Below are 26,511 nucleotides of genomic sequence, written 5' to 3'. Positions count from 1 at the left end.
TATTTTCCTCTAAAATCATTTATTTGAAATAAGTAGGTGAAACATAAAGGGTAACAAAAAAGATAACAAATTTTATGAGTTTAGCAGGCAAGAAAAAAAGGCACCTTAAAGGGTGTCTTTTTTATTATTTGCTGAAAAATCAATAAATGGTATAAATTCTTCGTTATACTCTGATAAGCCAGTTAAATCAGTAATAACAGGTCGAATGTACGATAACAATAATGAAGGAGCATTGATTTTTAATAAGTTGTCAACATCGTAAGGTGAGTCTTTAAACCAAGTGAATGTCGCTCCCATTGTTACACGTAAAAAATATGGCTCTTCAATATTTTCTCGATTTTCAGGTAAAAAATCAAAGTTTGAAACAGTTAAAAACACTTTTGCATACTGTTTGTTATTCTCTTCAGAATTTTGAGGTTCTTCAGCGTTAACCTCAAACTTAAATGTTAACTCCCCTTCACTAAGATGTGTTTCGTTGGAAAGAAAAATTGCTTCCTTTAAAATTGGCCTAGTGAATTGGAAACTACTCTTGTTTTCTTTTGTATCCATTATGCAACCATCATTTCTTTAAGATTTGTTACTGTTGATTTTGTTTCAATTTCATTAAATTTAGTAATATCAGTAGTAGTAGTATATGATGAATCGCTGTCTAGATACATTCTAACTAGTTCCTTACTTTTTGAATCAAGAGATTGATGATTTGATAAAATTGCCTCAAATATTTTAGATGTATGCATTGCAGTTGCTTTGTTGAGGTTATTAAGGCTATCAATTATCTCTTTATTAGTTTCTGCGATAGATACATATCCAAGATTTTTGAAAGCTTTTACTATTTCATCATCACTCACACTATATCCTGTATTTTTTAATATGTTATCTAAGTTTAAAAACATTTTTAACTCCTTAATTTTCAATTATACTAATCTCTTCTATCAGAGAAGTATTATAAAGACAGAATTCCCTGCCATTAAAAAATGAACTTTTTTTATATTTTGCATCTTGAGGAGTATATGTATCTTTCATAACTCCATCAATATTTGCTTTGTTTTTTAACAATTCAAAGATAATTCCGTCTAGATTTGCACGTTTTAATTTGCCTGGAAGATTTTTTGTTGAACCACCATAATTAGATTTATAACAGAACGAATCATAATGTTTTAAAATTTTATCATAATTTTCATTTCTAAATTTCTCAAAAGCGATTTGACTATTAATATCATTATAATCTATGTACCTACCTTCTTCAGATATCTGAATTTGAAGCACTGAGAATTTATCGTTTAAGTCTCTTTTACGAAAAACTTCTTTACGAAAAACTTCGATAAAAGATTTAGCCATTTCGTAAGCACTCTTAGTATATAAATCATTATCTAAAAAAATATATATGCCATTACCTAAATCATTAGGTAAATTATTAGGATTTGTTTTTAGTTCAAAACCTGAGGCTAAAATCTTATCTGCAATATCTGAATTTGTTCCGTGATATCCCTCCAATTTAATCCTCCGATTGAAAATTCTTATAGAATTTTAATGTTTACATAGAGTAAAAATCCTAAGTTTATATAATAGGACACTCATATTATAGCACAAATTATAGCACAAAATACATAAATGTTTACTTTTTGTCAACTATATTTGTTAAATTTTCAAGTTTATCATACTTTATAGAGTCATTTTTACGGTTTTGCAAATTTTGGAATAAGAAAAAGCACGCAATTAGCGTACCTGTTGATTTTATTAGTTGCATAAGGCTATGATCCGTACAAATAGCTTTTATTTTGGTATTCACTCCGTTTTTCTACCAAATTTCGGTTTTCCAATTCTTTTTTAAAAGCTTCAACTTCATATACAGAATTCAATTGGACGTTTAAATTCATTTTTAGCATTTGTTCGTCTGTTAATGCTGTAAAGTCAGGTAGTGCATAATCTGGTACCCCTTTTATCCAACTCATATCGTTTCTCCTTTTATATCTAGCCATTCAGAGTAATGATATCTATCCTAACAATGCTGTAAGTATTTTATTCCTAATTACAGCATACCAGTTTTTGAACAAATGTCCCCTAGCTGTCTTGTTTGCTGTCATTCATAGATAAAAAAACTAAGTCCATGGCTTTTTCATGAGACCTCAATTTAGCCATTCTATAAGTGAAACCAGCCAAATCGTTTTCTGATAACTCTTTCTGCTACCCGCCTACCGATTTTAAACTTACTTACGTTTAGTAAGTCTGTAAGTTAAGAGAAGTTTGAGGGTCAATCGTGCTTCTCTTGCCAAGCCTAGAATTATCAGAACTGTTGCGAGTTCTTTTGATTCTAGGTTTTTATGATATAATAGGAGCATAGGGAAAGCCGTTTGGCTTTCCTTACTACCTATGATACTAGCGCTTGCTTCTTGCTTTAGGAAATTTTAGAGGCTTGCGCTTTTTGTATGTCTTCCGCTCAAATTTGAGCAAAAGTACAGGCGTACCTGAAAGTACACCCATAAGCATTTTACTTTTCGACAAAAAATGTCGAAAAATAAGGGGGGAGTTATAGCTACACCCTTAAAATACTTTATCCCAAAAACGGAAAAAGTACTAATTTTTACTAATTAAATATTCTATAAGGGCTTTCGCAAGCGATTATGCTATAATATTAATGTACTTAGATAGAATATTTTTTGTAATTTTCTTATCCGTGGTTTATTCCACGGTTTTTATTTAGATAAAAAAACACATAAAGGTATTTAAAATGAAAACATGGAAAACAATTAGCATTACAGCATTAACAACATTAGGACTAATTGCAGGTGGTAGCTTCGTTTACACAAGCAATCAACCAGCTCACTACGAAGGTAAAACATTTAAATCAAGTGTTTCATCATCTAGTACTGAAGAAACTACCACTGAAGAAACTACAGAAGAGTCATCATTACCAGAAATGGATGCTTATGGTACAGAAACGGCTAGTGCTGAAGATAATAGTTATGAAGGACTATACATTAATAACGGACCAGGTCCTTACAATTGCATAGGTGACAATGCTGAACCAGTCTCACGCTATGGATTTTACATCATGACACCAATGCAAAGAACTAATCAAATTATGGTTATACAATGCGGAGCTTCTCGTGAAAAGGAAGTATATGATGATATGGTTATCGTACATGGTGAAAATAATGATAGTGATTTAAGTGAGCTCAATTGTGACAGTGCTAAACAAAACGCTGAAGCTTTCTGTAGATGGCTTCGCCAGCAAGCACCAAGTGGACACACTACTAACGGATTGCAAAGTAATTACAACTATTGGGTTAAGAACTGTAAGTATAAATATAAACAATAGAAAGCAGAGAGGAGGACATTGACATGAAAGCAAATAGTAAAGACATTGAATAGCTTTTAGAAAACGCAACACAGTACATGATTTCAAAAGAAACGAATGTACCGCAATCTAAAAGCGGAACAGATAAGCGGTTAACCAATTTTATGAATACAGTAAGAATAAGGCTTTTAGCGGTAGCATGACACCCCTTAAAAATCTCAAAAAATGGCGCTCGGTGTAAGCGAACACCTTGTGGTGGCTCTCCTTGTCTCAAAATAGGGGGCGGGGGTCACTTCTACGTTTTTATTTTTTTGATATTAAAGCCGTAAAATGGTAAAATAAAGTCGTAAAATTTAATCATTTTCGACACATTAAGCGTGTTATTTTTATCTTCTGGTTAAAAAGGTGTCCCATTTTTGGGGCACCCTTTTTTATTATATAGAAAACACCAATAATTCACCGCATCGATAAGTTTCTGCAAACTCAATCACACCACACCCTAACCTATTTACTTGTTAGTGTGCTTAGTAAATTTCTAAACCTTTAGCATAAGCTTCTTTTGCTTCTGCCAACGTCATTTTATTGGGACCACCATCAATATTTGTTTCGCCTGTGTTTTGCCAACCACATTTATCGCAAATGTCGTAATCCCTAACCTCAGTTCCACAAACTGGGCAGTTGAGCCATAGCTCACCATCAATTTCCCAAGTCTTTTGAGACTTCTCCATCGTAATACTCCTTTCCAATTTTTGGCCTGAAAATAGTTGTAATTTTTACGTTTTTGTTCTTTCCAATTCATTCTCTACTAAACAAAAAAAGCTTCAAGTATTCGTTATATATCAATCAAACTAATAAAACAGTTGAATATAACATCACTCAAAGCTTTTTACACACAGATAATTCTACTTAACTCATTATACCATAAAAATAATTGATTCTTCCTTATAGCTGTTTAGCCAATTCTTGGAGCGCTTTTCTCTTTAAGCGGAACAGTGTTCGCTCTGCCACTCCGAAAAAATCTTGGATCTCATAGAAATTCTTATCACTACAGAAAAACATCTTCAATACTGCTCTTTGCTCTGGGTCATCTAGATTATCATCTATTAAGCTAATAAGGCTATCACGCTCACTCATAAGCGTATCAATACGTTTTATAAGTTTTTCTTTACGCATTGCTTTAGCATTGTAAATATCAGCAATATCTTTTGTAGAACTTTTTGTTACTTTAGGCTCTGTAAAATTAGATTTCCTAAATAACCCTTCTTCCAAATATTGAATTTCATAATTAATAGTTTGAATTTCTTTATCAATTTTTTTGATATTTTTTAACTTTTTATTTAATTCTTCGTATTCCACTAAAACCCTCACACTCTCTTTTATTAGCTATGCAATTCTTCGAACAGTGAAATACTTCACTTTTATATTAGCCTATTAAAATGAATACTTTTAATAAATTTTCAGCCCCTTAGCGTAAGCCTCTCTAGCCTCTGCTAACGTCATTTTATTGGGGCCACCATCAATATTTGTTTCACCAGTATTTTCCCAATTGCATTCACAGACGTCGAACAATTGAACTAGTCTTCCACAAACAGGGCAATGGATATGTTCTTCTCCATCAATCATGATTATATTTTCTTTCATAGCCATCTTATCCTTTGAATAATCTAACTTTATTATATCACTAAAATAAAAGCGGGTTCTTAGTTTAAGTCCCCCGCTCTTTTACTATCCTCTTAACTGCCGAACAACTTTTTCAGCAAAATCTTCTTCATGGATATCTATTCCACCAACTGTATGAGTTTGGTTTTTATAGACAGATTCACTTTTTAAAAGGTTTAGTCTGTAGTTTTCCCAATACTCTATAAGTTCTTCATAACTTCTTTTCTTTGGGATAACTCTTTCAACCTTTAAAACGGGTTCTTTTTTTGTTACTGGTTGTTGTTTCTCAAGCTTTCGCCTTAATTTCATTTTATTGCGTTGTAATTCACGATAGTTTGTTTTCTCTTCCCACTGTTTGCGTGCTCTACTTCTTCCTATCCGTCTACAGTCACTACTACAATAACAAGCGTTTTTAGTATGACTTATGAAGTTTTTTCCGCATACGGTGCATTTTATTTTGATTGTAGCCATTATATCCCTTTCAATAAATATAACACGAGAAAAAAAGTACAGTGACGGCTTGAACCTCGGCCGCGAGAGCGGAGGGGGTCCCATGCCCCCACTTAAAATTTTTTTCAAACCAAATTTTAAAAAGAGAAAAAGATTTTTAAATTAATCCTTTCAATGTATCCCTCCAAGCGTTATCTAGTCGCTTAGTTTTATCTGATTTTACTCCGTGTTTTCGCTCAACTTCTTCATTGATTCTATTTACTGCTTCGGCTTTTGCTTTTGCAATTTCATTTTCTTTCTTAGTCCTGTTATCTTCTTTCATTTGTTGCAATGCTTTAGCGAATAACTCTTGATCTTCACTATACTTCTTTAATGATTTTTGTCTTACATTATCAAAATATTTTTTCTGTTCTTCAACACGTTCCCTCTTCTTCTCGTCTGCCTTAGCTTGTAGGGGACCGAGGTCTAGGTAGCCGTCAGACGTGACTGGGATTCCTAGTACACTGCGTGTAGGTTGGTGGTCTGTGGGGGTCTTAGTCATTGCTATCCTCTCCTTCTTTTAAAACTGCTTGAACAAAGTTAGATGAACCAATTGTATTGAAATAGTGTCCATATACATCTTTATGGTATGCAATATCCGTATTACTACCTAATGTCCATGTTCTAGCGTTCTTCATCACATCATAATATAACATCTCTAGTACTGCATTAGCCTCGTTAATATCTGAAATTGATTCTTCTTTCAAGTCATTCAATTCTTTAACTAAGCTGTACGCCTTTTTAAAATAGTCTTTATTATTACTATCAAAGATATCTTCGATTTCCGCTTTAATATCTACTGCTTCTGCTTGAGATAGTAAAGGTTTATTCAATTTATTTAATTTATTCTTTAGAAATTCTAGTGTTGTATTTGCTTTCCACAGGCTATTACTAGCTTTCTCATAACCTTTCATATCATCTTTTTCTTGAGCTTCTACTTGCTCCTGTTGTGCTTTAGCAATAGCAGTATTTGTTTTACTGATTTCTTCTTTGACTTGTTCAATAGCTTTAGTGTTTTCTTCTTTTAGTTTTGTTAGTGTATCTGTAATTTCTTTTAGTGTTTGTGTCATTGTACTTCTCCTTTGTGTTGTTAGTTCTTACTAAGTTATTTGTTGCTAATGATATGTTTCGTTTCTAATTGGTGGTCTCATATTATCTCCTAATATACTAATTCTTTAAAGTGTTGTTAGCTTTCTTTTAAGCTTCGAATACTGTAGCGCTTATCTTTGATGCCAAACGCCTTAAAGGTGTTACCTTCTAATCCTTTCAAGATACGGCTTGCGTTGCGTTCATTGTAGACTTTCTTTAACTCTGACCCGCTTAGATTAGTATTGATAATCGTGTTTTCTCGGTTATTCAGAATATCGAATAAGAAGTCTTGTTCCCAATCGCTTTTAGGGTTTAGTGTTGCATTCTTCGCCCCAAGGTCATCAAGAATAAGGTAGTCAGCTTCAGTCAATAGCTTAACCGCTTCTGCTTCTGTTAGTTTGGCACCTCTGCCATAATTCCACCCTTCTTTGATTTCCTTAATGATTTCTGTAAGGCTGATAAATAACACACTCTTAGGCTCATTCTTAGCCCTGTATCCCTCGTTTATTGCTTTGGCAATAGAAATACTTAAGTGACTCTTTCCAATGCCTGTACCGCCCGTTATAAGCGTATTTCCTACCATGCCATTTAGATATTTGTCCGCTTGCTGTTTAGCAAAGGCTAAAAGCTGACGCTCTTCTGGTGTATTTGCTAGAAAATTGTCAAAGGTAGCCGTTTTAAGCTCTTTAGGGATTGTACTATCACGCCCTAAGACGTTATAAGTATTTGCATACAATTCTTTATTTTTGAGTTTTTCAAGTTCGCTTTGGCTCTTTTGAGCTATTCCCTCTTTAGCACATTCGGGACAATAAGGAGCGGGCTTTCTTGGTTTGTCTTCGCCTGCTATTACAACAGTCCTGTTAAGCTGTTGTAAATGTACGTTATGTACGGGACAAACCTCATCAAGTTCTATAATATGTTTCAAGTTCTCAAATGGGTTCTTTTCCATGCTTTAACCTCACTTTCTAAAATGGTAAATCTGGGATAGTGCTTTCTATATCACTTTTAGCAGGTTGTCTCTTGGATTCTTCAAATCTTCGTTGTTCTTCATCTTGCTGAACAATTGTTTTGATACCGTTTTGAGCCCAATTTTTAAGAATCGAATTGATATATCCAAAATTTCTTTTAGAGTTATCGGCTGCTCTGTCAATTGCTCGCTTAACTAAATTTGGCTCTAAATTATCAATTTCTATAAAATCTTTAAGTTTTTGCAATTGGTAACCATCTAAAACACCAATTCGAGATTGATAATATTCAAAAATATTAAATTCGGATTTTCCATCAGCAGTAGCAGATTGATTTTCTCTAGTATCTACTTCTGACTTTATATCTATATTTATATCTTTCTTTAACTCTATTTCTTTATCTATATCTATCTCTGTCTTACAAGTGGTTAACGGTTCGCTTACAACGTTAGTTATTTGGTTTACATTGTAAGAATTATCATTTTTTAATTTTTGACGTTTTCTGTATTCTCGCATATATTGCGCTTGATTTGTTTCCTGTTCTAACATTGCTTTAGCTTGCAATAGTTCAGCATTTCCGTTGGTATCAATTTGAATTAGTCCACACTTGGTAAAATAAGCCATTGTCATATTAATATCATCTTCTGATACGTCCAATTTAATAGCTAATTCTTCTACCAAACTTTCAAGATAGCCGTCATAGTATAAAATACAGTCACTTTCCAAGCTTTCTAACATTAAGCGGATATATATAACAGTCATAGCATATCCGCCATTCATATTTTTCAATCGCTTAATAAAAACATTGTCAAAAAACTTTTTATCAACCTTTAACCAGAAATATACTTTAGTCTTTGCCAATTATTTCTCCTTTCTAGCGTACAGTTAAGAAATTAATCACGTCTGACACTCTAAAATATTGCTTCTTGCTACTCTCAAAGGGTGGTTGATAGACTTTTAATCCCAACTTAACCCAATTTGTAAGTGTAGCACCTGTTATGTCTAATTCTTCTTTCAGCTCTTTAGAACTTATTAAGCCTGTTTGTTTCTGTAGCTGTCTTTCTAGTTCTAATTTCTTTTCTGAAAGCTCATCTACACGATCTAATAACCCCTGTTCAAATTCTGTTGAAAATGTTCCCATATTACACCTCTATCGTTGGTACAGTAGCTAATTTTTTTCTATAATCGCTAGCTTGATTTTTATGTTCTGAAACGATATGTTTTAAAGCGTGAGTTACTGTATTTAAAAGAAGAATTGTTTGTTCATCATTTTTTTCACTTGCCAACTCTAAAACACCTGTAATTGTTTCTAGTTCTCCACAAAGTCCTTCATAATCTACTAAAAGATCATCATAATCATAAAAGCTGCTTGCCATTTTGTTTTTTCCTTTCTAGTTATAATATCGTCCTTGCAATTGAATATAAGCCCCGTATCGCTCTTTTACATGATTGTCGGGTATTTCTTCATTTTCTTGTTTAACGTCCTCTACGGGCTTAATATGGAGCAATAAAAGTAATGCTATAATTAATACCACCATAAGTACTAACTGAGCCCAGATTGGTAAATTAATTTCTTGGTAAATCATTTTTGACCCTTTCTAGCTCTTTCCTGCTTAATACCAGCGATTTTTCCCATAAGAAATAGCTTTTTATAAACTTCACCTAAACTATTTTCACTTTGAACATAGCTTAGAATAGTACTGCCATAATAGTTTAAATCGCATTCTTCTTGTTCGGTTAAATCATTGTTATGATAATCACTTTGCAAATATTCATCATAGAAATTCCCTTGAAAACCAAGTTCTTCAATTCGTTTTAGTTCCATGCTATTCCCTTTTTTCTTTGATTTTTTCTTGTTGCCTTTTAATGCTATTTACTATACATACCAATTATTTTTGTAGTTTTAAGAGTTCCCACTCTCCATATGGACACAATAATCTAACTTTGATAAAATTAAACTATATAAACTTTGCTAAAACCCTTTTAATAATAGCTTGCCTGCTTTATTAATTTTGTTTTAGTTTCATTTTCTAAAAGGCTTGTGAGTTTGGCGACTGCTAAGCCTTTTTTGTTGCTCTCACGTATCTTTTTAGGTACGTGTTTTTTAGTAGTCTTCTACTAGCCATTCCATAGCTTTTTGATAAATGCTAGGCTTGACTTCGCCACCATTGCATAACTTGCGGTATGTAACTGGTACTACACCAATTTCAGCACTTGCCTGTTTAGCAGTAAGTTGCTTGTCCGCTTGTTTGCGTCTGATAGCTCTTGCTTGTTGTGAGGTGATAAGCATTTTTTGAACTCCTTTCTAAAATATCCTTTCGGATAACTTTAAATGTATTTTATATCCTTTTGGATTACTTGTCAAGAATAAAATATTTAAAAAATATATTTTTGGTTACTTTTTCTTTGTAAAATGATATAATCTCACCAAGAGGTGTTAAGTATGAATAATAAAATCAAAGAATTAAGAAAAAAGAAAAAGCTAACTCAAGAAGAGTTAGCTGAAAAAATAAATGTTACAAAATTGACTATTTCACGTTGGGAAAGAGGAGAACGTGTCCCAAAATCTGATAAAGCCCAACAGTTAGCAGATTTTTTGGGTGTTTCTGTTTCTTACTTACTTGGATACAGTGATTATAAAAATAAAGATATGTACTTGGAAGAACATTCATTGGATCATATTATAGAAAGTGACAAATACAATGCTATTGAAACAATCGGAGAAAACAATCTTCCTTTAGTTTATAAGTTTTTAAGAAGGGAATTCGAGGAAGAATATAGAAATGTTTATCTTAATGATGAAGATCATACTTTTACAGAGGAAGATGCTATTGATGCAGTAGATATAGCAATGGGAAATATAGGCGATGGTTTTTGGAATTTACCTGATAGCTTAGTTAAACTCATTTTTTATTGGGCGACTTTAAAAGCTAGCGAGAGGGAACAGCTTTTAGAATTAATAAAAGTTCTATCTCTAAATAATCTAGACGAAGACTCGCTATCAAATGACAACTAGTAAATCTATCAAAAATTTATATTAGAAAGGATAATTATTTTATCATTGTCAAGACAAAAAAAGTTTTCTTCAAAAGAATTAATTAATCACTTAGAAAATAAAGGCGTCACTTTTGAAAAGTGTTCTAAAGGGCAGGCTATCAATTTTATCGAAAAAAATAACCTTTACTATAAGGTAGCGGCCTTTCGAAAAAATTTTAAGAAAAAAGATGACAAATATCAGAACCTTGATTTTGAATATTTAAAAGATTTAGCTTCCCTAGATTTTCAAATTAGACAACTACTTTTAAAAATATCAATTAATGTTGAGCATTTTATCAAAACGGAATTAGCTAGGCAGATAAATAATAACCCCAAAGAAAATGGTTATGATATCGTTCTAGAATTTAAAAACTCCTATCCAAAAAGTTATTATAAAACTCGGAATTATTTCAAAAAATCAAGGTATCAAAATGATATGTTTATCAAACGAAAAGACACCACTCCTTATTGGGTATTGTTAGAACATATGGATTATGGTAGCTTAATGGATTTCCTACAAATGTACTATGAAAAATATGAACCTAGATCACTAAAAAAAGCTTACCTTTTAGGAAATAACGCAAGGTTTATCAGAAATGCATGCGCTCATAACAGTATTCTTTTACTTAATGTTTTTAAAGACGATAATAAGTTAGAAAATGTTAACGCATTAGTAACTACTCTTGCTTCTCAAACACATTTATTAAAATATAAAAACTACGCAAAAGTAAATGACTTATTATCTTTATTCGCATTATCTAAAACTTACTGCTCACCTGCAGTATATAAATATCAAAAACAAGATATAGATAATTTTATAACCCGTTGCCAACGTCACAAAGAATATTATTTGAAAAATCCTTTTCTTACTAAAATGTTTATTATTTTTCAAAAAATTGTTGACATTTTATAAATAATTATGATAGACTAGTAAGAAATGTAAGACTGATTTAGTTCAGCGCTCTATAATTCATGCGTGCGTGAATAAGGGAATTCAAAATTTCAAAGGTTGGCTGGGAATACTAGCCAGCCTTTATTTTTGTTTAAAATAAATCCTTTGTTAACCTGACGTATTTTAATAAATAAGAACATGTAAAACCTAGAACCTTTTTAATAATAGCTTGCCTGCTGATGGAAAGGTTTATACATGAATATCAAAGAAGTTAAAAAGAAAAACGGAACTATTGTCTATCGTGCTAATGTTTACCTTGGTACTGATAGACTAACGGGAAAGAAAGCACGTAAAAACATTACTGCTTCTACCAAAAAGGCTGTTAAAACCAAAGCCCGTGAGGCAGTTAATGAATTTATCAATAACGGTTATACAACTAAAGCCAAAACTACAGTAAAAACATATAAGGAACTTGCTTCGCTTTGGTGGGATAGCTACAAAAATACAGTTAAACCAAATACCCAACAAGCGATGAAAGGACTGTTAAAGGTTCATATATTACCCGTATTCGGTGATTATAAGCTTGATAAGCTAACAACACCTATTATTCAACAACAAGTAAACAAATGGGCTAACAAGGCAAATAAGGGCGTAAAAGGAGCATACGCAAACTACAACTTACTTCACAATGTAAATAGCCGTATACTTAAGTATGGGGTTGCTATGCAACTAATACAGCACAATCCCGCTACTGACGTTATTGTTCCCCGTAAAAAACAAAAAGAACAAAGTAAAATTAAGTTCTTAGATAGACAAGAATTAAAACAATTCTTAGGCTACCTAGGTACTTTAGACCAATCAATTTATGAAGATCTATTTGACTTTGTTTTATATACGTTCTTACTTGCTACTGGGGTGCGTATTAGCGAGGCTTTAGCCCTTGAATGGTCTGATATTGACTTAGAAAAGGGTATAGTCAGCATTAATAAGACGCTTAACCGATATCAAGAAGTAAATCCCCCTAAATCTAAGGCGGGTTATAGGGATATCTCAATTGATAAAGCTACTATACTTATGCTTAAGCAATATAAAAACCGCCAACAAGTCCAATCATGGCAACTTGGGCGGTCTGAAAAAGTGGTATTCTCTGTTTTTACAGAAAAATATGCTTATGCTTGCAATCTAAGAAGAAGACTTGATAAACACTTTAAAAATGCTGGTGTAACTAATGTATCTTTCCATGGTTTACGCCATACACACGCTACTATCATGCTTTACGCTGGTATTCAGCCGAAAGACTTACAACACCGCCTAGGTCATAGTGATATCTCAATGACACTTAATACATATGTTCACGCAACTAAAGAAGGAGCTCAAAAATCAGCTTCAATATTTGAAAATGCTATTAATAGTTTATAAGGGTATGACACTTTAGGGTCACCCTTTTACTATACAAAAAATAGCAAAGAGTAACAAAAAGGGTAACAAAATCAAAAAAAGCACTCTAGGAATGCGCCTAGAATGCTTTAATATCAAGGGTTTACACCCTCTTAATCAGTAAGCTGATTATTTTTTAAGGTTGTAGAATGATTTCAATCCACGGTATTCAGCTACTTCACCAAGTTGGTCTTCGATACGAAGCAATTGGTTGTATTTAGCGATACGGTCAGTACGTGAAAGTGAACCAGTTTTAATTTGACCAGCGTTAGTTGCAACTGCGATGTCAGCGATTGTTGAATCTTCAGTTTCACCTGAACGGTGTGATACAACTGCAGTGTAACCAGCTTCTTTAGCCATTTCGATAGCTTCGAATGTTTCAGTCAAAGTACCGATTTGGTTAACTTTGATAAGGATTGAGTTAGCAGCTTCTTCTTTGATACCACGTGCAAGGTATGAAGTGTTTGTTACGAAGAAGTCATCACCAACCAATTGAACGCGTTTACCAAGACGTTTAGTAAGTTCTTTCCATCCGTCCCAGTCGTTTTCGTCCATTGCATCTTCGATAGTGATGATTGGGTATTTGTTAACCAATTCTTCGATGTAGTCGATTTGTTCTGCAGCAGTACGTTTAGCAGCACCTTCACCTTCGAATTTAGTGTAGTCATAGATTCCGTTATCGTAGAATTCTGATGAAGCACAGTCAAATCCAAGGAATACATCTTCACCTGGTTTGTAACCAGCAGTTTCGATAGCTTTGATGATTGTTTCTACAGCGTCTTCAGTTCCTTCAAATTTAGGAGCGAAACCACCTTCGTCACCAACAGCTGTTTCAAGACCACGTTCTTTAAGGATTTTCTTAAGTGTGTGGAAGATTTCAGCACCCCAACGAAGAGCTTCTTTGAATGTAGGTGCACCAGCAGGTACGATCATGAATTCTTGGAAAGCGATTGGAGCGTCTGAGTGAGAACCACCGTTGATGATGTTCATCATTGGAGTTGGAAGAACTTTAGTGTTGAAACCACCAAGGTAGCTGTAAAGTGGAACTTCAAGGTAGTCAGCTGCTGCACGAGCTACGGCAATAGAAACACCAAGGATAGCATTTGCACCGAGTTTACCTTTGTTTGGAGTACCGTCAAGAGCGATCATAGCACGGTCGATAGCTTGTTGATCACGAACATCGAAACCGATGATTGCTTCAGCAATGATGTTGTTAACGTTGTCAACAGCTTTTTGAGTACCAAGACCGTTGTAACGAGATTTGTCTCCGTCACGAAGTTCAACTGCTTCGTGTTCACCAGTAGAAGCTCCTGAAGGAACCATACCACGACCAAATGCGCCTGATTCTGTGTAAACTTCTACTTCAAGTGTTGGGTTACCGCGTGAGTCAAGGACTTCGCGAGCGTAAACATCAGTAATAATTGACATTATGTTACTCTCCTTATGAGTTTTTAATATTTTTACACTAAAATAATACCATAATATCGGCGCTTAAGCAAATAAAAACGAGAAATTTTGAAAATCGCTACCAACTTTCATGGCTTTTCATAATTTTCAATAACAAAACAGCCCAAAACTGACAGTTTAGTAAATTTAACTTATAATGATTGTAAGAACATATGGAGGGCCCTACCATGACTGATTTAGAAAATAAAGTTTTACAAGCCGCAACAGGCGAAAAACGCTTAAATCCTGATGAACAACGTCTTTATTTTGGAACTTTTGCCGAACGCGTCGTCTTATCAATTCCTCTTGAAGATAGTCGTTTTGAAGAGGTTAAAAATCGTTTTAGTGATATTTTAGGACAATTAGCTAAACAATACGACACAATATTAGTTAAAATTTCTCCAAAACTCTCCGTCTCAAACCAAATGTTTTACATGAAAATCGCTCAAGAACAAAACATTCAAGCAACCATTGTTGATGAAAAGAATGCTCAATCACCTTACGGTATTATCGTTCATTCAACCAAGGCTGAAAATGTAGCTAATCCTCTACTATCTGAACAATTTCCGGCTACAGCAGAAAAAACAAAAGAAGCCCCTAAAAAAGGCTTCTGGTCAAAATTATTTAACAAGGATTAAAATCTAGTAAAGCTTAGTAAATTTCCGATGTTTTGGGCGGTGCGTTCCAGATTTTGCTCGGCTTTATCAAGGGTATTTTCTAAAGTATCAACGTCAGCAATTATCGGAAAGGCTGCTTGAATGTTAGAAATCGGAAAGCTTGGTAAATCATCTTTGAGACTACCACAGATAGCAATGACTAATTTACCACGAGGTGTGCGCTGTGCTAGACCAACAGGAGCTTTACCTGAAAGACTTTGCTTATCCATTCGTCCTTCGCCGACAACAACGATGTCAGCTTTCTGAACACGTTGGTCAAAATCAAGCATGTCAAGAACAGCATCAATGCCAGAAATGATTTGACCTCCAGCAAAGGCTGCTAAACCTGCTGCCATTCCGCCACCTGCTCCCGCTCCAGCCAAATCCAAAACAGCTGGGAAGAAAGTTTGGTAAAATCTTTCCATATCTTTATCAACGCTTGCAAAGTCATCTTTTGCAAGCCCTTTTTGTCCCCCAAAGATGTAAGTTGCCCCATTTGGACCACATAGAGGATTTGTCACGTCAGTGATAACTGTCACCTTAGTTTGTGATAAATCCCAACGACAGCTTTCATAAGAAACCATGGTAATATCACCAAGGTGTTCGCCAACCGCTTCGACTTCATGACCTGTTTTGTCAAAGAAACGATAGCCAAGACCTGCCGCCATTCCCAGACCACCATCATTGGTTGAACTGCCTCCAACACCAATCATGATTTCTTCAACACCAAGGTCAACCAAGTGACCAATCATTTCACCAACACCTTTTGTCGTAAGGGTTAATGGGCTTCGCTGATTCATTGGCACTTTTTCCAAACCACAAATGTCTGCCATTTCAAAAACGGCCAAGCGACCATTAGTCGCATAATGGGCTTCGACTGGTTGACCAAACGCGCCAGTAACCGTGTGGCTTTCACGTTTTAAATGAAGACCGTCTGTCAAGGCTTCCAAAGTTCCTTCACCACCGTCACCAACAGGCATGACATCAAAAGTCGCATTTGGCAAAGCTTTTCGAAAACCTTTTTGAACAGCTTTTGCAACTTCAAGTGCTGACAAACTTTCCTTAAATGAATCAGGTGCAATTAATATATGCATAGTACCAACTCCCCCTTACATTTCTTATTACTATTATATAATTTTTTAAAGGAAAGAGGTTACAAAAACATTAATATGAAGCAAAACTCCCCTTCAATTTTAGAAGGGGAGCTCTTTATATAAGGAAAGTAATGTATTTAAATGTTAATGACTTTTTTGACGTCTTTTAACTTCTAACACTGCTAGACTGGCAAGACTTAGAAGACCAACAAACGTTAGAGTTTTACTATCTTTTTGACCAGTTTCTGGCAAGGCAACCGTGCTATTTTCAGTAACAGCAACTTTTTGAAGGTCAGAAAGGACTCGAGAAGCAGCTTGATTTCGGACTCCAGTCTGAGTTTGGGCTGGCGCTGTAGCTTTCGCCACTTGATTCGAATTAGCTGGCACTTCAGTTTTTGCCACTTGGTCTTGATAAACAATGCCATATTGGCTGAAGTGGTCAACATCAAAGATGACGAATTTAACGACTTGCCCAGCCACTAACTTGCTAACTTCTCTAAAGGCTAGAAGTTGCGGTTGTGCATTTTCTGGAAGATAGAAAACTTCTGCAACAGCTTTACCAGCATCAATTGGTAAGATGACTTGATCTTTTTGAGTTGTGCTAACAACATGGCCATAAGCATCTTCAGGCTCGATATCATATAAATCATAGTCTTTACCTTGCAAGACTGAAGGGATTTGACTGTCATTTGTTTCCTTGTGATGAACTTCAATCTGTGTAATCTCTTCACGTTCACCTGGAGCTAAAATGACACTTACACCACTTGCTTGGTCATAAAGGGTACGCTCTGTTTCTGCAGTTGCCTTTCTCAAACGTAGGATTGTTGCTGTTAGCGGATTAAGGGTAATGCTGTTTTCCGTAAACGCCACACCTTTTGGATTCAAGATAGCATCGACACCTGCAGTATCGGCGTCAGCAAGAACTTCTGCGTTCAACAAAGCTTTGTAATCATCTGACAAGACAAACTCACGCGCTTTGCTATCAGCATTGACAAAGACTGCATAGATGTCACCATTACTTGCTTGTGTTTGGTAAGCGATAATCAAATCTTCTTGACCAACTCCATTTTCATTTGGAATGGTGATGAGTTTGACCTTGCTATCGACATCAGCTTTTGTCTTAAGGGTAAAGGCATCTGTTGAACGACGAAGAGCGATGAGCCCTTTGGTATAAGCTTGCGTTTTGGCATTTTCTGGATAAGCCTTGCTGTCAGTTGCTTTTGCCCAATCAAAATGATTAATAGCATCCGTAGAATCATAAGAATCACTGATAAAGTATGGATAAACAAATGGTGTGCCATCCGCATTTGTTAACAAATCTGATTTTGCTGGGACTTGATCAGCCGCTACTGGTGTCTTATAAGCTTCATCACGGAATTGTTTGGTACGACCATATTCTTGACCAGAATGGATGAAGGCTGTTCCTTGAGAAGTCAAGATAATAAGATTTCCCAAACGTTGACGACGTAAAATTTCAGCTTCATTTTCTGCCACTGATGGGTCTTTGTGGATTGATTTAGCAATAATATCGTGAAGGGTTAGATTATCATGAGCTGCAATGTATTGAATCACATCACCTGGATCATCTGCTGTGAAATTATTTGGCTGAGCCTTTATGCTATTAAAGAGCTCTTGCAAATTTTTAACCCCACCTGTAATAAAGCATGGTGCACCTTCACTTGGATACCCTGATTTAAGGAGATTACGAATATCATCAGAGAATGAAGCCACACTGTCTGTGTGTGCCATCCAAGTTTGGTCAGCAGGTTGACGGCTATCATTGGCATCACCAGCATAAGTAATCCAACCTTCACCAAGCATGATAACATTTGGATTCAATGCTTTTGCTTTGTCATAAGCCATTTGAACAGTCTCAGCATCCAAGTCACCCATCATATCAAAACGGAAGCCATCCACTTTAAATTCTTTTGTCCAATAAGCAATTGAATCAAGCACCATACGTCGTGTCATATAGTGAGTTGTTCCTGGGCGACCACCACCAAAGCTTGTCTTAGCCTTTCCATCAGCTTCCATGAAGTGATAATAATTTGGTTCCAAATCTTCAAGAATAGCAAGGTCAGCTGTATGGTTATAAACGACATCTAGGATAACTCCCATGCCACGTTTGTGAATTTCATTAATCAAGTTTTTAAATTCTTCAATACGTTTTGCTGGGTCAGCTGGATTTTCAGAATACATTCCTGTCAAAGCAAAGTAACTTTGTGGGTCATAACCCCAGTTGTAGTTTGTATTACTTGAGGCATAATCTGTTAAGCGCTTGTTATTCATCACTTCGTTAACGTAGTAATAACTCATAACAGGAAGCAATTGAATATGAGTGACACCTAGGCTTTGAAGATAATCCAATTTTTCAGCAAACGCCGCAAAGGTACCAAATTGATTGCGAAGTTCTTCTGAAATGGCTGTATCTGACGTAAAGTCACGCACATGCGCTTCATAAATAATAGCATCTTCACGATCTTTGTAGCCTTTGATATCCGCATAAGTCAAGTCTTGATTGCCAATAGCACTGGTATCAACAATAGCTGCCTTAGCCACTTTATGAGATGGATCAGTTCCAATCAAATCACTATTCCACTCATCTAATGATTTAGCATAAGGGTCAAGTGCTAGAACAGTCTCTTTTCCGCGAGTAATTTCATAATGGTAATAATAACCACGATAATCACTAACCCCTAAACCAAGGCTTGGTGTTAGGCTAGCTGACCATTGACCTTTATCCCCTTTAGTCATAGCGATTTTGCCAACGACTTTGGTTTGGTCATTCTTATCATAAAGAACAACAGAAACACTGTCTGCACTTGGTGACCAAACGGTCAAATCAACACGCGCTCCATTATCAAAAACACGCGCTCCTAAATCACCATCGTAAGCATACTTAGAATCTGTGTATTGCCAACTTTGTTGTGCTTGGTATTGATCACCATTGTAGTTTACTGTATAAAGACCGTCACTTGAAAAATCACCTGCGATAGTAACTTTATTGCTTGCCTTATCAAGAGTAATATCTGTAATCGCAACGGCATTGCCAGCTTTATCAGTCACTTTAAGATTTTCTAGAAGTTCAGCTTTATCGGCGTCTGCTAGATTGCTGATAATGGCGACAAGTTCTGATTGACTAATTTGTTGTGCGGATGTTAAGCGAATAGTGCTTACAAAATATGGATTCGTATAAATGGTCTTATCCTCATCTTTCAAGAAAATTTGTGTTTGATTAGCTAAATCCTTAAAGGTGTAATTGTCTGGTTGAATCTTAGCCGCATCACCTTCTTTTGATTCATCAAGTAGCAAGAAACCAAGCTCATTAAAATCGGCTAGTGGCACATCGATATAAGCACCGTATTTGCCAAAGTTTTCAAAATCAACGCCATCAGGCCAAGCACCTAAGCGACTAGTAATGGAACTGTCTGCACTTCCCCACAACCAAATTGCCAAATTCTTGTAATTACCATCACTGCGATAGTAATTAATACGGATTTTTCCTTTTTCAAGTGGGGCGTAATAGTTAGCTTTATAATCCTCATCAAACCAAACTTCATTCATGTCTTGGCTGATAAGATTCACCACCTTATCCCCTGAAACATTCTCACCACTAGTATTATTGATGAGCAACCCAACTTTGTGACGATTACCATTGACCAATTTCACATCGATGTAATAACCGTAAGCGTCGTGTTTAAGATTAGAAAGATTAATCGCGCCGTTTGGCCAAGATTCAGATGGGTGTTCAACATCTTCCCAAGTCCATAAACCAAGACTGGCTAAATCATCTGATGGCAAGGTCTTAAAATGAACGCGCAGCGTATTTTCAGCAATTGGCTCTTCTTCTGTCTGAGCGATAAAAGCCTGTGTAATAGCACCTGCAGACACTTTTAGCAACATGGTACCACCTTTTGAAATGGCTGGCGCTTCAATATCAAGATAATACTGACCATCTTGTCCAAGAAGAGCTTGATAAGTCGTTCCTGTGTAATAATCAGTCACCGTTGCTGCCTCAGATAAAAGCAAGTGAAGTTTTTGTGACTGGTCTTTCAAATTATACAAAATATAAGCTGCATCTGAATCATTTGCTCGTTTGGCAAGAAGCCAGCCTTGGCTATCATTAACTGCTACTGTACTGTGACTACCACGCGCCAACAATTCACTGTTATCACGACGGAAGGCTAATAATTTTTGATAGTGTTCTAAAATTGCATTTCCAGCCACGTCGTCCCAGTCGAACTCATAACGATTATCATAATATGGCCAGTTATTAGCACCAGATTGACCTAATTCTTCACCGTAATAAATGACTGGCTGTCCTTTGGCTGTTAGTAAGAGCGTCGCTGCTAGTTTTAGTTTATTTAAATCGCCACCAATACTGTACAAGAAACCATCTTCATCATGACTTCCAAGAAATTGCGCCAAGGTATAGGCACTTGTGAGCGCATCATTTCTGGCAATCAATTCATCATTTGCTTCTTTCAAGCGACCATTAACTAGCAACTTAGCAATATCTTTAAACCCAAAATCAAGCAAACTATCCATGCTACCAGTGCCTAAATCACCCTTGGTATCTTTGTAATTGGCACCCCAACTTTCTCCAACTAGATGGAAATCAGCATCTTTTAGCGCTAGCTCATTTTTGAAATACTGCCAAGTCGTGTCATCAACGTGTTTAACAGTGTCGACACGAAAAGCATAAATGCTGTTTCCTTTGGCGGTTGTTGATTTTTCAAGCCAAGCTGTCTGCCAAGCAACTAATTGCTCTCGCACAGCTTTCTCTTCTGTTTTAAAATCAGGTAGGCCAGATTGTGACCCTTGAATATCATCACCTTTGTCTTCTTCTGGCGTGCGCACCATTCCGGTAAATTTATCTTCCGTACCATAACCCGAATGGTTAAGCACTACATCGACAATGATGTTAATGCCACGCTCAGCAGCTTGGTCAATTAACTCATGGAAATCATCAAGTGTGCCAAGATGCGGATTAAGTTTTTCAAAATCATCTGCCCAATAACCATGGTAGGCATAATATTCTTTACCAGCTTCTGTACTAACATTTTGCGGAATATTATCCACAATTGGTGTAACCCAAATACTTGTCACACCAAGTTGTTTGAGGTAATCAAGCTTTGCAGTCACCCCTTTAAAGTCTCCACCTTTATAAACACCAGCTTGATTAACTGCGCCAGCGTAATCTTGATGATATGGGTTGTCATTACTTGGGTCTCCGTTATAAAAGCGGTCAGTTAACATGAAGTAAATTACTTGTTCATCCCAGTCTACTTCTCCTGCTTGTTTAACACGTTTCGTTACTGTGACTGATACTGTTGTATCGTAATAACCGTTATCCTTATCAAAGACTCGAACTGGTAAGTCATAAGTTCCTGGCTGAGTATCTGACGTTGCTGTAATTGTGACACGATTGAGCTCTGGCGAAATCTCAATAACCCCACCACCGATTTGTGCGGTATCAATTTGCATGCGTGTAATCTCAACATTTTCTGGATTAGTAACTGTCACATCAATTAAATCAGTTTCATTATAATTAAAAGGGCGATAGCTACTTGCTGATACTGAAATATTATGGACTCCAGGTGTCGCTTTTGAAAAATCTTGTCCTGTCACCATCGCAACATAGTAGGGATTGGTATAAACAGTCGCATCATCATTATGCAAGAAAATTTGGCTATGGATGTCACGGTCAGAAAAACTCATATCAAGCGTTTTATTGCCTGCTTTTTCTGGGTCATTTTGATTGACCAATAAAAAACCAATATTTGAATCTAATAATTTTGACAAAGGTAAGTCGATGTAGCGACCATAAGCACCTTCCTGAATGAAATCAAGAGCATCTGATGGCCATGCACCAAATTGCCCAGCTACATCGCCCCAAGCCCAGAGACCCCAGCCGTCATAATTACCATCATCACGCTTATAATTAATCCGAATAATGCGATCATCTGCCAACGGCTTATAGCTGTAAGTCATAAAATCAGACGTAACCCAAACTTCATTTACATCTTTTGATAAAGGTTTGATGCTTTGGTCAGAGTCGCTAGTTTTCTCACCGTTTTTAAGAAGTAGGTAACCAATATCACCGTGACTGGCTGCTTGTCTTACGTCAATATAATAACCAAAGTCATCTTTTTGATTTGCTGAAAATGGCGTTGCCGCTGCGGGCCAATTATTGCCATCAGACGGTTCAGCTACGGCTCCCCAAGTCCACAAGCCATACTGAGTGTAATTATCATCATTAACTGCTTGGAAATGTACACGAATCGTATCTTCAGCAATTGGAGGATTTGACACTTGATTATCAGGTTGAGAAGATTTTAGGAGATTCACCTGATTGCTGTTTTCAGCACTTGTCACTGTTTTTACATCAGCAATTTCAGCTGTTGCTGCTGTTCCTTGAACCTCTTGTGTCTGTGAAATAACTTCTTGAGGCTGTGACTCTGACTCAGTTTCTTCTACCACTGGACTCTCTGGCTCAGTTGATTGACTTTCGCTATTATCAACTACGTCAGAAGCATTAACTGTTTCAATCGTTTGATTAACATCAACGGCTTTCTCTGACTCAAGAAGCGCCTCGCTGCTATCATCTGGAGAAGACGTCTCACTGACTACTTCTGAAGTAGCTGCTTGAGCAGTAATCTGATCCGCTGAAACGCTTGTTAATCCAGCACCCCAAAACAAAGCTGTTGCAATTGCAACCGAAGCAACACCAACTTTTAGCTTACGAATCCCAAAGTACTCCCGCTTTTCTGGGAAAGAAAGCCGACTCACCTTTTTCATAGAAGACCTCCGTCTTAAAATTAGTAGTATTTTATGCTTTCAGTATACAAAATACTTTATGTTTGCGCAAGCGTTTTCGTAAAATAAATTTCGTTTTTAGACAACGAATTCTAGTTTATTTATAACACCACACCAAGAATTAATGCAATCGATTGCTTTTTTTTAGAGACATAAAGAAAAAGCAGGAAATATTTTCCTACCTCTTCTGCTTAGTAATTTGTGATTTCTGGTCGGTCGTGAACGTTACTTTTTTTGCCTTGGCGAGCTTTCAAAACAGCTTCTACATCCTCAGTTGTAACACCAGTTTCAACTAGCATGACAGCCAAGTGATACAAAACATCTGCCGTTTCATTTGCGATTTCATCTTTATCAGCATTTTTAGCAGCGATAACAACTTCAGTTGCTTCCTCACCAACTTTTTTCAAAATCTTATCCAAGCCTTTGTCAAAAAGGTAATTAGTGTAAGAACCTTCTTTAGGATTTTCTTTACGGTCTAAGGCTTCTTTATAAAGTGTTTCTAACATAGTTTTCCTTTCTATAAAATATCATTGAAGAAACAGCTGTAAGCACCTGTGTGACAAGCTACTCCTTCTTGTTTTACAGCCACAAGTAGCGTGTCACAATCACAATCGGTTTTAATGGATTTAACGTATTGATAGTGACCACTTGTTGCTCCTTTGTGCCAAAGTTCATTGCGCGAACGACTCCAATAGTGCATTTGCTTGGTTTCCAAGGTCAAACGGTAAGCTTCTTCATTCATGTAAGCCAGCATTAACACTTGACCAGTCTTGTAGTCAGTGACAATTACTGGAAGAAGTCCATCTTGTTTGGCAAAATCAAGTTTAATATCACTCATCGTCTCACCTCAATTCCAGCTTCAGCCATAGCCGCTTTAGTATCTGCAATCGATACCTCGCCATAGTGAAAAATAGAAGCAGCTAAAACACCTGTAGCCGTTGTCTTTTCAAAGACTTCAACCATATGCTCAATATTTCCAGCACCACCTGAAGCGATAATAGGAACATTCACCACATCAGCAACTGCATTTAACATATCTAAATCAAATCCAGATTTTGTGCCATCTTTATCCATGCTAGTTAGAAGAATTTCGCCCGCACCAAGACCGACTACTTTTTTAGCCCACTCAATCAAATCAATACCAGTGTCTTTGCGACCACCAGCAACATAGACATGCCAAGTGCCATCTGCTTCCTTACGAGCATCGATAGCTGATACCACACACTGATTACCGAACTTTTCAGCACATTCTTTGATGAGTTGTGGATTGGCAACGGCCGAGGAATTAACAGCTACTTTATCAGCACCTGCTTTTAGCATTTTATTCATATCCTCAACCGAACGAATACCACCGCCAACTGTAAAAGGAATAAAAACTTGGTCCGCAACACGTCTTACCATATCAACTGTCGTATCACGTTTTTCATGCGTTGCTGTGATATCCAAGAACACCAATTCATCACATCCAGCTTCATAATAAGCACGCGCTGCATCAACTGGGTCACCAACATCCGTTAAATTAACAAAATTAACCCCCTTGACCACACGTCCATCTTTGACATCAAGACATGGAATAATGCGTTTTTTCAGCATAAGCTATCCTCCAAAAGCTTTCAATTCTTCAAGACTAATGTTGCCATTATAGTAAGCTTTACCGACGATTGTTCCAGCAACTCCGATTTCCTGCAATTTCACCAAGTCAGACTGTTCAGCAATACCACCTGAAGCAATGACTTTAGCTGTTGTCAACTCAGCCACCAAGCGCTCATAGTGTTCAAAATTAGGTCCTGTTAGTGTCCCATCTCGATCAACATCTGTGTAGACAAAGAGAGTCACCCCAATTTTTTCCATGGCTTTAGCTAAGCTGATGTAATCGACATTACTAGTTTCAAGCCAACCTTCTGTAGCTACCATGCCATTTTTGGCATCAATACCGACAACGATTTTGTCACTACCAAATTTTTCCAGGGCTGCTTTGACAAAGTCTGGATTTTTCACGGCCATTGAACCAATGATCACACGGTCAATACCTACCGCAAGATAATCTTCAATCTGTTCAAGTGTGCGAATACCGCCACCAACTTCCACACCAAGTCCAGATTCTTTTTTCAATTTGGCAATCAAATCACGGTTTGTAGCTCGTCCATCAAGAGCTCCATCTAAATCAACAACATGAATAAAATCAATGCCAGCTTGCGCAAAGATTTTAGACTGCCCAATAACATCAGGGTTAACAACAGTCTTTTGATTAAAATCACCTTTAAAAAGACGAACCGCCTGTCCTTCTTTGATATCAATCGCTGGAAGAATCTGCATATAAAACTCCTTTTCTCTTTTAAAATGCTACCCAAAAACTGTGAAACTTATTTCTCACACAGTGCAATAAATTTTTTTAGAATTCCTAAGCCCACATCACCAGATTTTTCTGGGTGGAACTGAGCACCATAAACATTGTCCTTGTGAATCATAGCTGGCACATCAATGCCATAATTTGCAGTCACATCGATGTATTCTTTTGGAACATCTGTAAAATAACTGTGAACAAAATAAACAGACTGTCCTTCAAGACCATCCGTTAAAGGACTTTCATGTTTAACTGTTAAATTATTCCAGCCCATGTGGGGCACTGGCATGTTTTTGGTTGCTTTTATTTCTCTACAAACACCTGGAATAAAACCAAGTCCTTTCGTTTCTTGATGTTCTAAACCAACTTCTGTCAAGACTTGCATTCCAAGGCAAATACCCAGTAGCGGCGCTCCTTTAGCAACTGCTTCTTTAATTACTGGAACCAAACCACGCTTAGTCAGCTCTGCCATGGCAGCTGGATACGCTCCAACACCAGGTAGTATAAGACCTCTAGCTGCTAAAATTTTTGTCGGGTCACTGGATAATTCAGCCTGAACACCAATTTTTTTCAAAGCCCTTAAGACATTAGCAGTATTTCCTGCATCATAATCAATTACAATAATCATAAGCTAAGTTATCAAACCTTGTAAACACCACTAAATAAGAGTGTTTAGGCTGATTTTCCTTTCTAGTTTTAATTACAACAAACCTTTTGTTGAATTCACGCCGTGAATTTCTGGGTTAATGGTAATAGCTTCGCGAAGAGCACGCCCTGTTGCTTTGAAAAGACTTTCTGATTTATGGTGGTTATTTTTACCGTGTAAAATCTTCAAGTGCAAATTCATTTGAACATTAAAAGCAAAGGCTTGGAAGAATTCTTCAACGAGCTCTGTATCAAAATTGCCAAGTTTTGGATTATCGAATTCACAATCAAAAACAAGGTAACTACGTCCTGACAAATCAAGACTTGCCATTCCAAGTGTTTCATCCATTGGAACAAATGATGTTCCGTAACGGTTAATACCCGCTTTATCGCCCAAAGCTTCTTTCAAAGCTTGACCTAAAACAATCCCAACATCTTCAACCGTGTGGTGACTGTCAACGTGAAGGTCTCCGTCAGCTTTAACTACAAGAGACATGCGGCTGTGTCTTGCAAAAAGAGTCAGCATATGGTCAAAGAAACCAACACCAGTATCAATATCAACTGGTTCTTGAGCATCTAAATTAAGACTCAATTTGATTTTGGTTTCAAAGGTATTACGTTCAATCTCTGCTTGTCTCATAA

At 36.4% G+C, this 26,511-nt stretch carries 30 protein-coding genes; 5 read left to right on the top strand and 25 right to left on the bottom strand.

All coding sequences use genetic code 11. The features are described from left to right. Window positions 1-105: 105 nt before the first annotated feature. The 4 genes from E0E02_RS04040 to E0E02_RS04025 all read right to left on the bottom strand — a co-directional run bounded on the left by E0E02_RS04040 (window position 106) and on the right by E0E02_RS04025 (window position 1,952). On the bottom strand, window positions 106-549 hold the full coding sequence (locus E0E02_RS04040; RefSeq protein WP_240789014.1) for a hypothetical protein: 444 nt from the start codon (window positions 547-549) through the stop codon (window positions 106-108). Then, a complete protein-coding gene (locus E0E02_RS04035) occupies window positions 549-893 on the bottom strand; it encodes a hypothetical protein (RefSeq protein ID WP_133017912.1) in 345 nt (114 codons plus the stop codon). Before E0E02_RS04035 ends, E0E02_RS04040 begins: the two co-directional genes overlap by 1 nt. A gap of 10 nt (window positions 894-903) precedes the next feature. Beyond that, a complete protein-coding gene (locus tag E0E02_RS04030; RefSeq protein WP_133017911.1) occupies window positions 904-1,494 on the bottom strand; it encodes a hypothetical protein in 591 nt (196 codons plus the stop codon). 257 nt (window positions 1,495-1,751) lie between these two features. After that, the gene (locus tag E0E02_RS04025; RefSeq protein ID WP_133017910.1) at window positions 1,752-1,952 is read right to left on the bottom strand and encodes a hypothetical protein; all 201 of its coding nucleotides are present in this window, start codon (window positions 1,950-1,952) and stop codon (window positions 1,752-1,754) included. 776 nt (window positions 1,953-2,728) lie between these two features. Between E0E02_RS04025 and E0E02_RS04020 the strand changes: the two genes are divergently transcribed. Further along, on the top strand, window positions 2,729-3,319 hold the full coding sequence (locus E0E02_RS04020; protein WP_039697552.1) for a hypothetical protein: 591 nt from the start codon (window positions 2,729-2,731) through the stop codon (window positions 3,317-3,319). A 503-nt stretch (window positions 3,320-3,822) separates the two neighbouring features. Here the strand turns inward: E0E02_RS04020 and E0E02_RS04015 are convergent. From E0E02_RS04015 to E0E02_RS03955, 12 genes are all read right to left on the bottom strand, one after another. Continuing rightward, window positions 3,823-4,026: a CPCC family cysteine-rich protein gene (locus E0E02_RS04015; RefSeq protein WP_133017909.1), complete on the bottom strand. Its 204-nt coding sequence runs from the start codon at window positions 4,024-4,026 to the stop codon at window positions 3,823-3,825. A gap of 214 nt (window positions 4,027-4,240) precedes the next feature. Beyond that, a complete protein-coding gene (locus E0E02_RS04010) occupies window positions 4,241-4,654 on the bottom strand; it encodes a DUF1492 domain-containing protein (RefSeq protein WP_159428305.1) in 414 nt (137 codons plus the stop codon). A 90-nt stretch (window positions 4,655-4,744) separates the two neighbouring features. After that, on the bottom strand, window positions 4,745-4,945 hold the full coding sequence (locus tag E0E02_RS04005; RefSeq protein ID WP_074601441.1) for a CPCC family cysteine-rich protein: 201 nt from the start codon (window positions 4,943-4,945) through the stop codon (window positions 4,745-4,747). A gap of 78 nt (window positions 4,946-5,023) precedes the next feature. Further along, entirely contained in the window at window positions 5,024-5,428 is a 405-nt protein-coding gene (locus tag E0E02_RS04000) for a hypothetical protein (protein ID WP_133017908.1), read from the bottom strand. Window positions 5,429-5,564: 136 nt separating this feature from the next. Then, window positions 5,565-5,948 carry a hypothetical protein gene (locus tag E0E02_RS03995; RefSeq protein WP_133017907.1) on the bottom strand — a complete coding sequence of 128 codons (384 nt, stop codon included), beginning with the start codon at window positions 5,946-5,948 and terminating at the stop codon, window positions 5,565-5,567. Beyond that, window positions 5,941-6,516, bottom strand: coding sequence for a hypothetical protein (locus tag E0E02_RS03990; protein ID WP_133017906.1), 576 nt, complete (start codon window positions 6,514-6,516; stop codon window positions 5,941-5,943). Before E0E02_RS03990 ends, E0E02_RS03995 begins: the two co-directional genes overlap by 8 nt. Before the next feature lie 116 nt (window positions 6,517-6,632). Beyond that, the gene (locus E0E02_RS03985; RefSeq protein WP_133017905.1) at window positions 6,633-7,484 is read right to left on the bottom strand and encodes an ATP-binding protein; all 852 of its coding nucleotides are present in this window, start codon (window positions 7,482-7,484) and stop codon (window positions 6,633-6,635) included. A gap of 16 nt (window positions 7,485-7,500) precedes the next feature. Beyond that, window positions 7,501-8,361 carry a DnaD domain protein gene (locus E0E02_RS03980; RefSeq protein ID WP_133017904.1) on the bottom strand — a complete coding sequence of 287 codons (861 nt, stop codon included), beginning with the start codon at window positions 8,359-8,361 and terminating at the stop codon, window positions 7,501-7,503. Between the two features lie 13 nt (window positions 8,362-8,374). After that, window positions 8,375-8,641 (bottom strand): hypothetical protein, encoded by a 267-nt coding sequence (locus E0E02_RS03975; RefSeq protein ID WP_133017903.1) that lies wholly within the window; start codon window positions 8,639-8,641, stop codon window positions 8,375-8,377. Between the two features lies 1 nt (window position 8,642). Next, window positions 8,643-8,876: a hypothetical protein gene (locus E0E02_RS03970; protein WP_133017902.1), complete on the bottom strand. Its 234-nt coding sequence runs from the start codon at window positions 8,874-8,876 to the stop codon at window positions 8,643-8,645. Between the two features lie 206 nt (window positions 8,877-9,082). Then, a complete protein-coding gene (locus tag E0E02_RS03960) occupies window positions 9,083-9,325 on the bottom strand; it encodes a hypothetical protein (RefSeq protein WP_133017900.1) in 243 nt (80 codons plus the stop codon). Window positions 9,326-9,604: 279 nt separating this feature from the next. Further along, the gene (locus E0E02_RS03955; protein WP_074601419.1) at window positions 9,605-9,790 is read right to left on the bottom strand and encodes a hypothetical protein; all 186 of its coding nucleotides are present in this window, start codon (window positions 9,788-9,790) and stop codon (window positions 9,605-9,607) included. Between the two features lie 153 nt (window positions 9,791-9,943). On the opposite strand from E0E02_RS03955, the gene E0E02_RS03950 reads away from it, so the two are divergent. The 3 genes from E0E02_RS03950 (at window position 9,944) to E0E02_RS03940 (ending at window position 12,847) form a co-directional block, all read left to right on the top strand. After that, window positions 9,944-10,516 (top strand): helix-turn-helix transcriptional regulator, encoded by a 573-nt coding sequence (locus E0E02_RS03950; protein ID WP_074601417.1) that lies wholly within the window; start codon window positions 9,944-9,946, stop codon window positions 10,514-10,516. A gap of 45 nt (window positions 10,517-10,561) precedes the next feature. Next, window positions 10,562-11,449, top strand: coding sequence for an Abi family protein (locus tag E0E02_RS03945; protein WP_133017899.1), 888 nt, complete (start codon window positions 10,562-10,564; stop codon window positions 11,447-11,449). A gap of 234 nt (window positions 11,450-11,683) precedes the next feature. Beyond that, window positions 11,684-12,847, top strand: a complete 1,164-nt coding sequence (locus E0E02_RS03940; RefSeq protein ID WP_133017898.1) for a site-specific integrase — start codon at window positions 11,684-11,686, stop codon at window positions 12,845-12,847. 147 nt (window positions 12,848-12,994) lie between these two features. Here E0E02_RS03940 and eno read toward each other — a convergent pair whose 3' ends face one another. Next, complete coding sequence (gene eno / locus E0E02_RS03935) at window positions 12,995-14,293, bottom strand: surface-displayed alpha-enolase (protein ID WP_004232506.1); 1,299 nt, start codon at window positions 14,291-14,293, stop codon at window positions 12,995-12,997. A 206-nt stretch (window positions 14,294-14,499) separates the two neighbouring features. On the opposite strand from eno, the gene E0E02_RS03930 reads away from it, so the two are divergent. Further along, window positions 14,500-14,949: a YueI family protein gene (locus tag E0E02_RS03930; RefSeq protein ID WP_133017897.1), complete on the top strand. Its 450-nt coding sequence runs from the start codon at window positions 14,500-14,502 to the stop codon at window positions 14,947-14,949. Here E0E02_RS03930 and E0E02_RS03925 read toward each other — a convergent pair. From E0E02_RS03925 to hisB, 8 genes are all read right to left on the bottom strand, one after another. Further along, on the bottom strand, window positions 14,946-16,061 hold the full coding sequence (locus tag E0E02_RS03925; RefSeq protein WP_133017896.1) for a glycerate kinase: 1,116 nt from the start codon (window positions 16,059-16,061) through the stop codon (window positions 14,946-14,948). The genes E0E02_RS03930 and E0E02_RS03925 overlap by 4 nt on opposite strands. Window positions 16,062-16,205: 144 nt before the next feature. Continuing rightward, a complete protein-coding gene (locus tag E0E02_RS03920) occupies window positions 16,206-22,862 on the bottom strand; it encodes a pullulanase (RefSeq protein ID WP_133017895.1) in 6,657 nt (2,218 codons plus the stop codon). A gap of 209 nt (window positions 22,863-23,071) precedes the next feature. After that, a complete protein-coding gene (gene hisE, locus E0E02_RS03915; RefSeq protein ID WP_074564039.1) occupies window positions 23,072-23,386 on the bottom strand; it encodes a phosphoribosyl-ATP diphosphatase in 315 nt (104 codons plus the stop codon). A gap of 11 nt (window positions 23,387-23,397) precedes the next feature. Further along, window positions 23,398-23,718: a phosphoribosyl-AMP cyclohydrolase gene (gene hisI / locus E0E02_RS03910; RefSeq protein WP_133017894.1), complete on the bottom strand. Its 321-nt coding sequence runs from the start codon at window positions 23,716-23,718 to the stop codon at window positions 23,398-23,400. Beyond that, on the bottom strand, window positions 23,715-24,473 hold the full coding sequence (hisF, locus tag E0E02_RS03905; RefSeq protein ID WP_133017893.1) for an imidazole glycerol phosphate synthase subunit HisF: 759 nt from the start codon (window positions 24,471-24,473) through the stop codon (window positions 23,715-23,717). Before hisF ends, hisI begins: the two co-directional genes overlap by 4 nt. Window positions 24,474-24,476: 3 nt before the next feature. Further along, window positions 24,477-25,196 (bottom strand): 1-(5-phosphoribosyl)-5-[(5-phosphoribosylamino)methylideneamino]imidazole-4-carboxamide isomerase, encoded by a 720-nt coding sequence (hisA, locus tag E0E02_RS03900; protein ID WP_006532646.1) that lies wholly within the window; start codon window positions 25,194-25,196, stop codon window positions 24,477-24,479. Between the two features lie 47 nt (window positions 25,197-25,243). Then, the gene (gene hisH, locus E0E02_RS03895; RefSeq protein WP_006532647.1) at window positions 25,244-25,852 is read right to left on the bottom strand and encodes an imidazole glycerol phosphate synthase subunit HisH; all 609 of its coding nucleotides are present in this window, start codon (window positions 25,850-25,852) and stop codon (window positions 25,244-25,246) included. A gap of 72 nt (window positions 25,853-25,924) precedes the next feature. Then, on the bottom strand, window positions 25,925-26,509 hold the full coding sequence (hisB, locus tag E0E02_RS03890; protein ID WP_074564043.1) for an imidazoleglycerol-phosphate dehydratase HisB: 585 nt from the start codon (window positions 26,507-26,509) through the stop codon (window positions 25,925-25,927). Window positions 26,510-26,511 lie beyond the last annotated feature (2 nt).

Source organism: Streptococcus sp. KCJ4932, from assembly GCF_004352745.1.
In the GTDB taxonomy this organism is placed as follows: domain Bacteria; phylum Bacillota; class Bacilli; order Lactobacillales; family Streptococcaceae; genus Streptococcus; species Streptococcus ruminicola.
The sequence above is the reverse complement of the archived record's forward strand: the minus strand, read 5'-3'. Positions and strand labels throughout refer to the sequence as shown.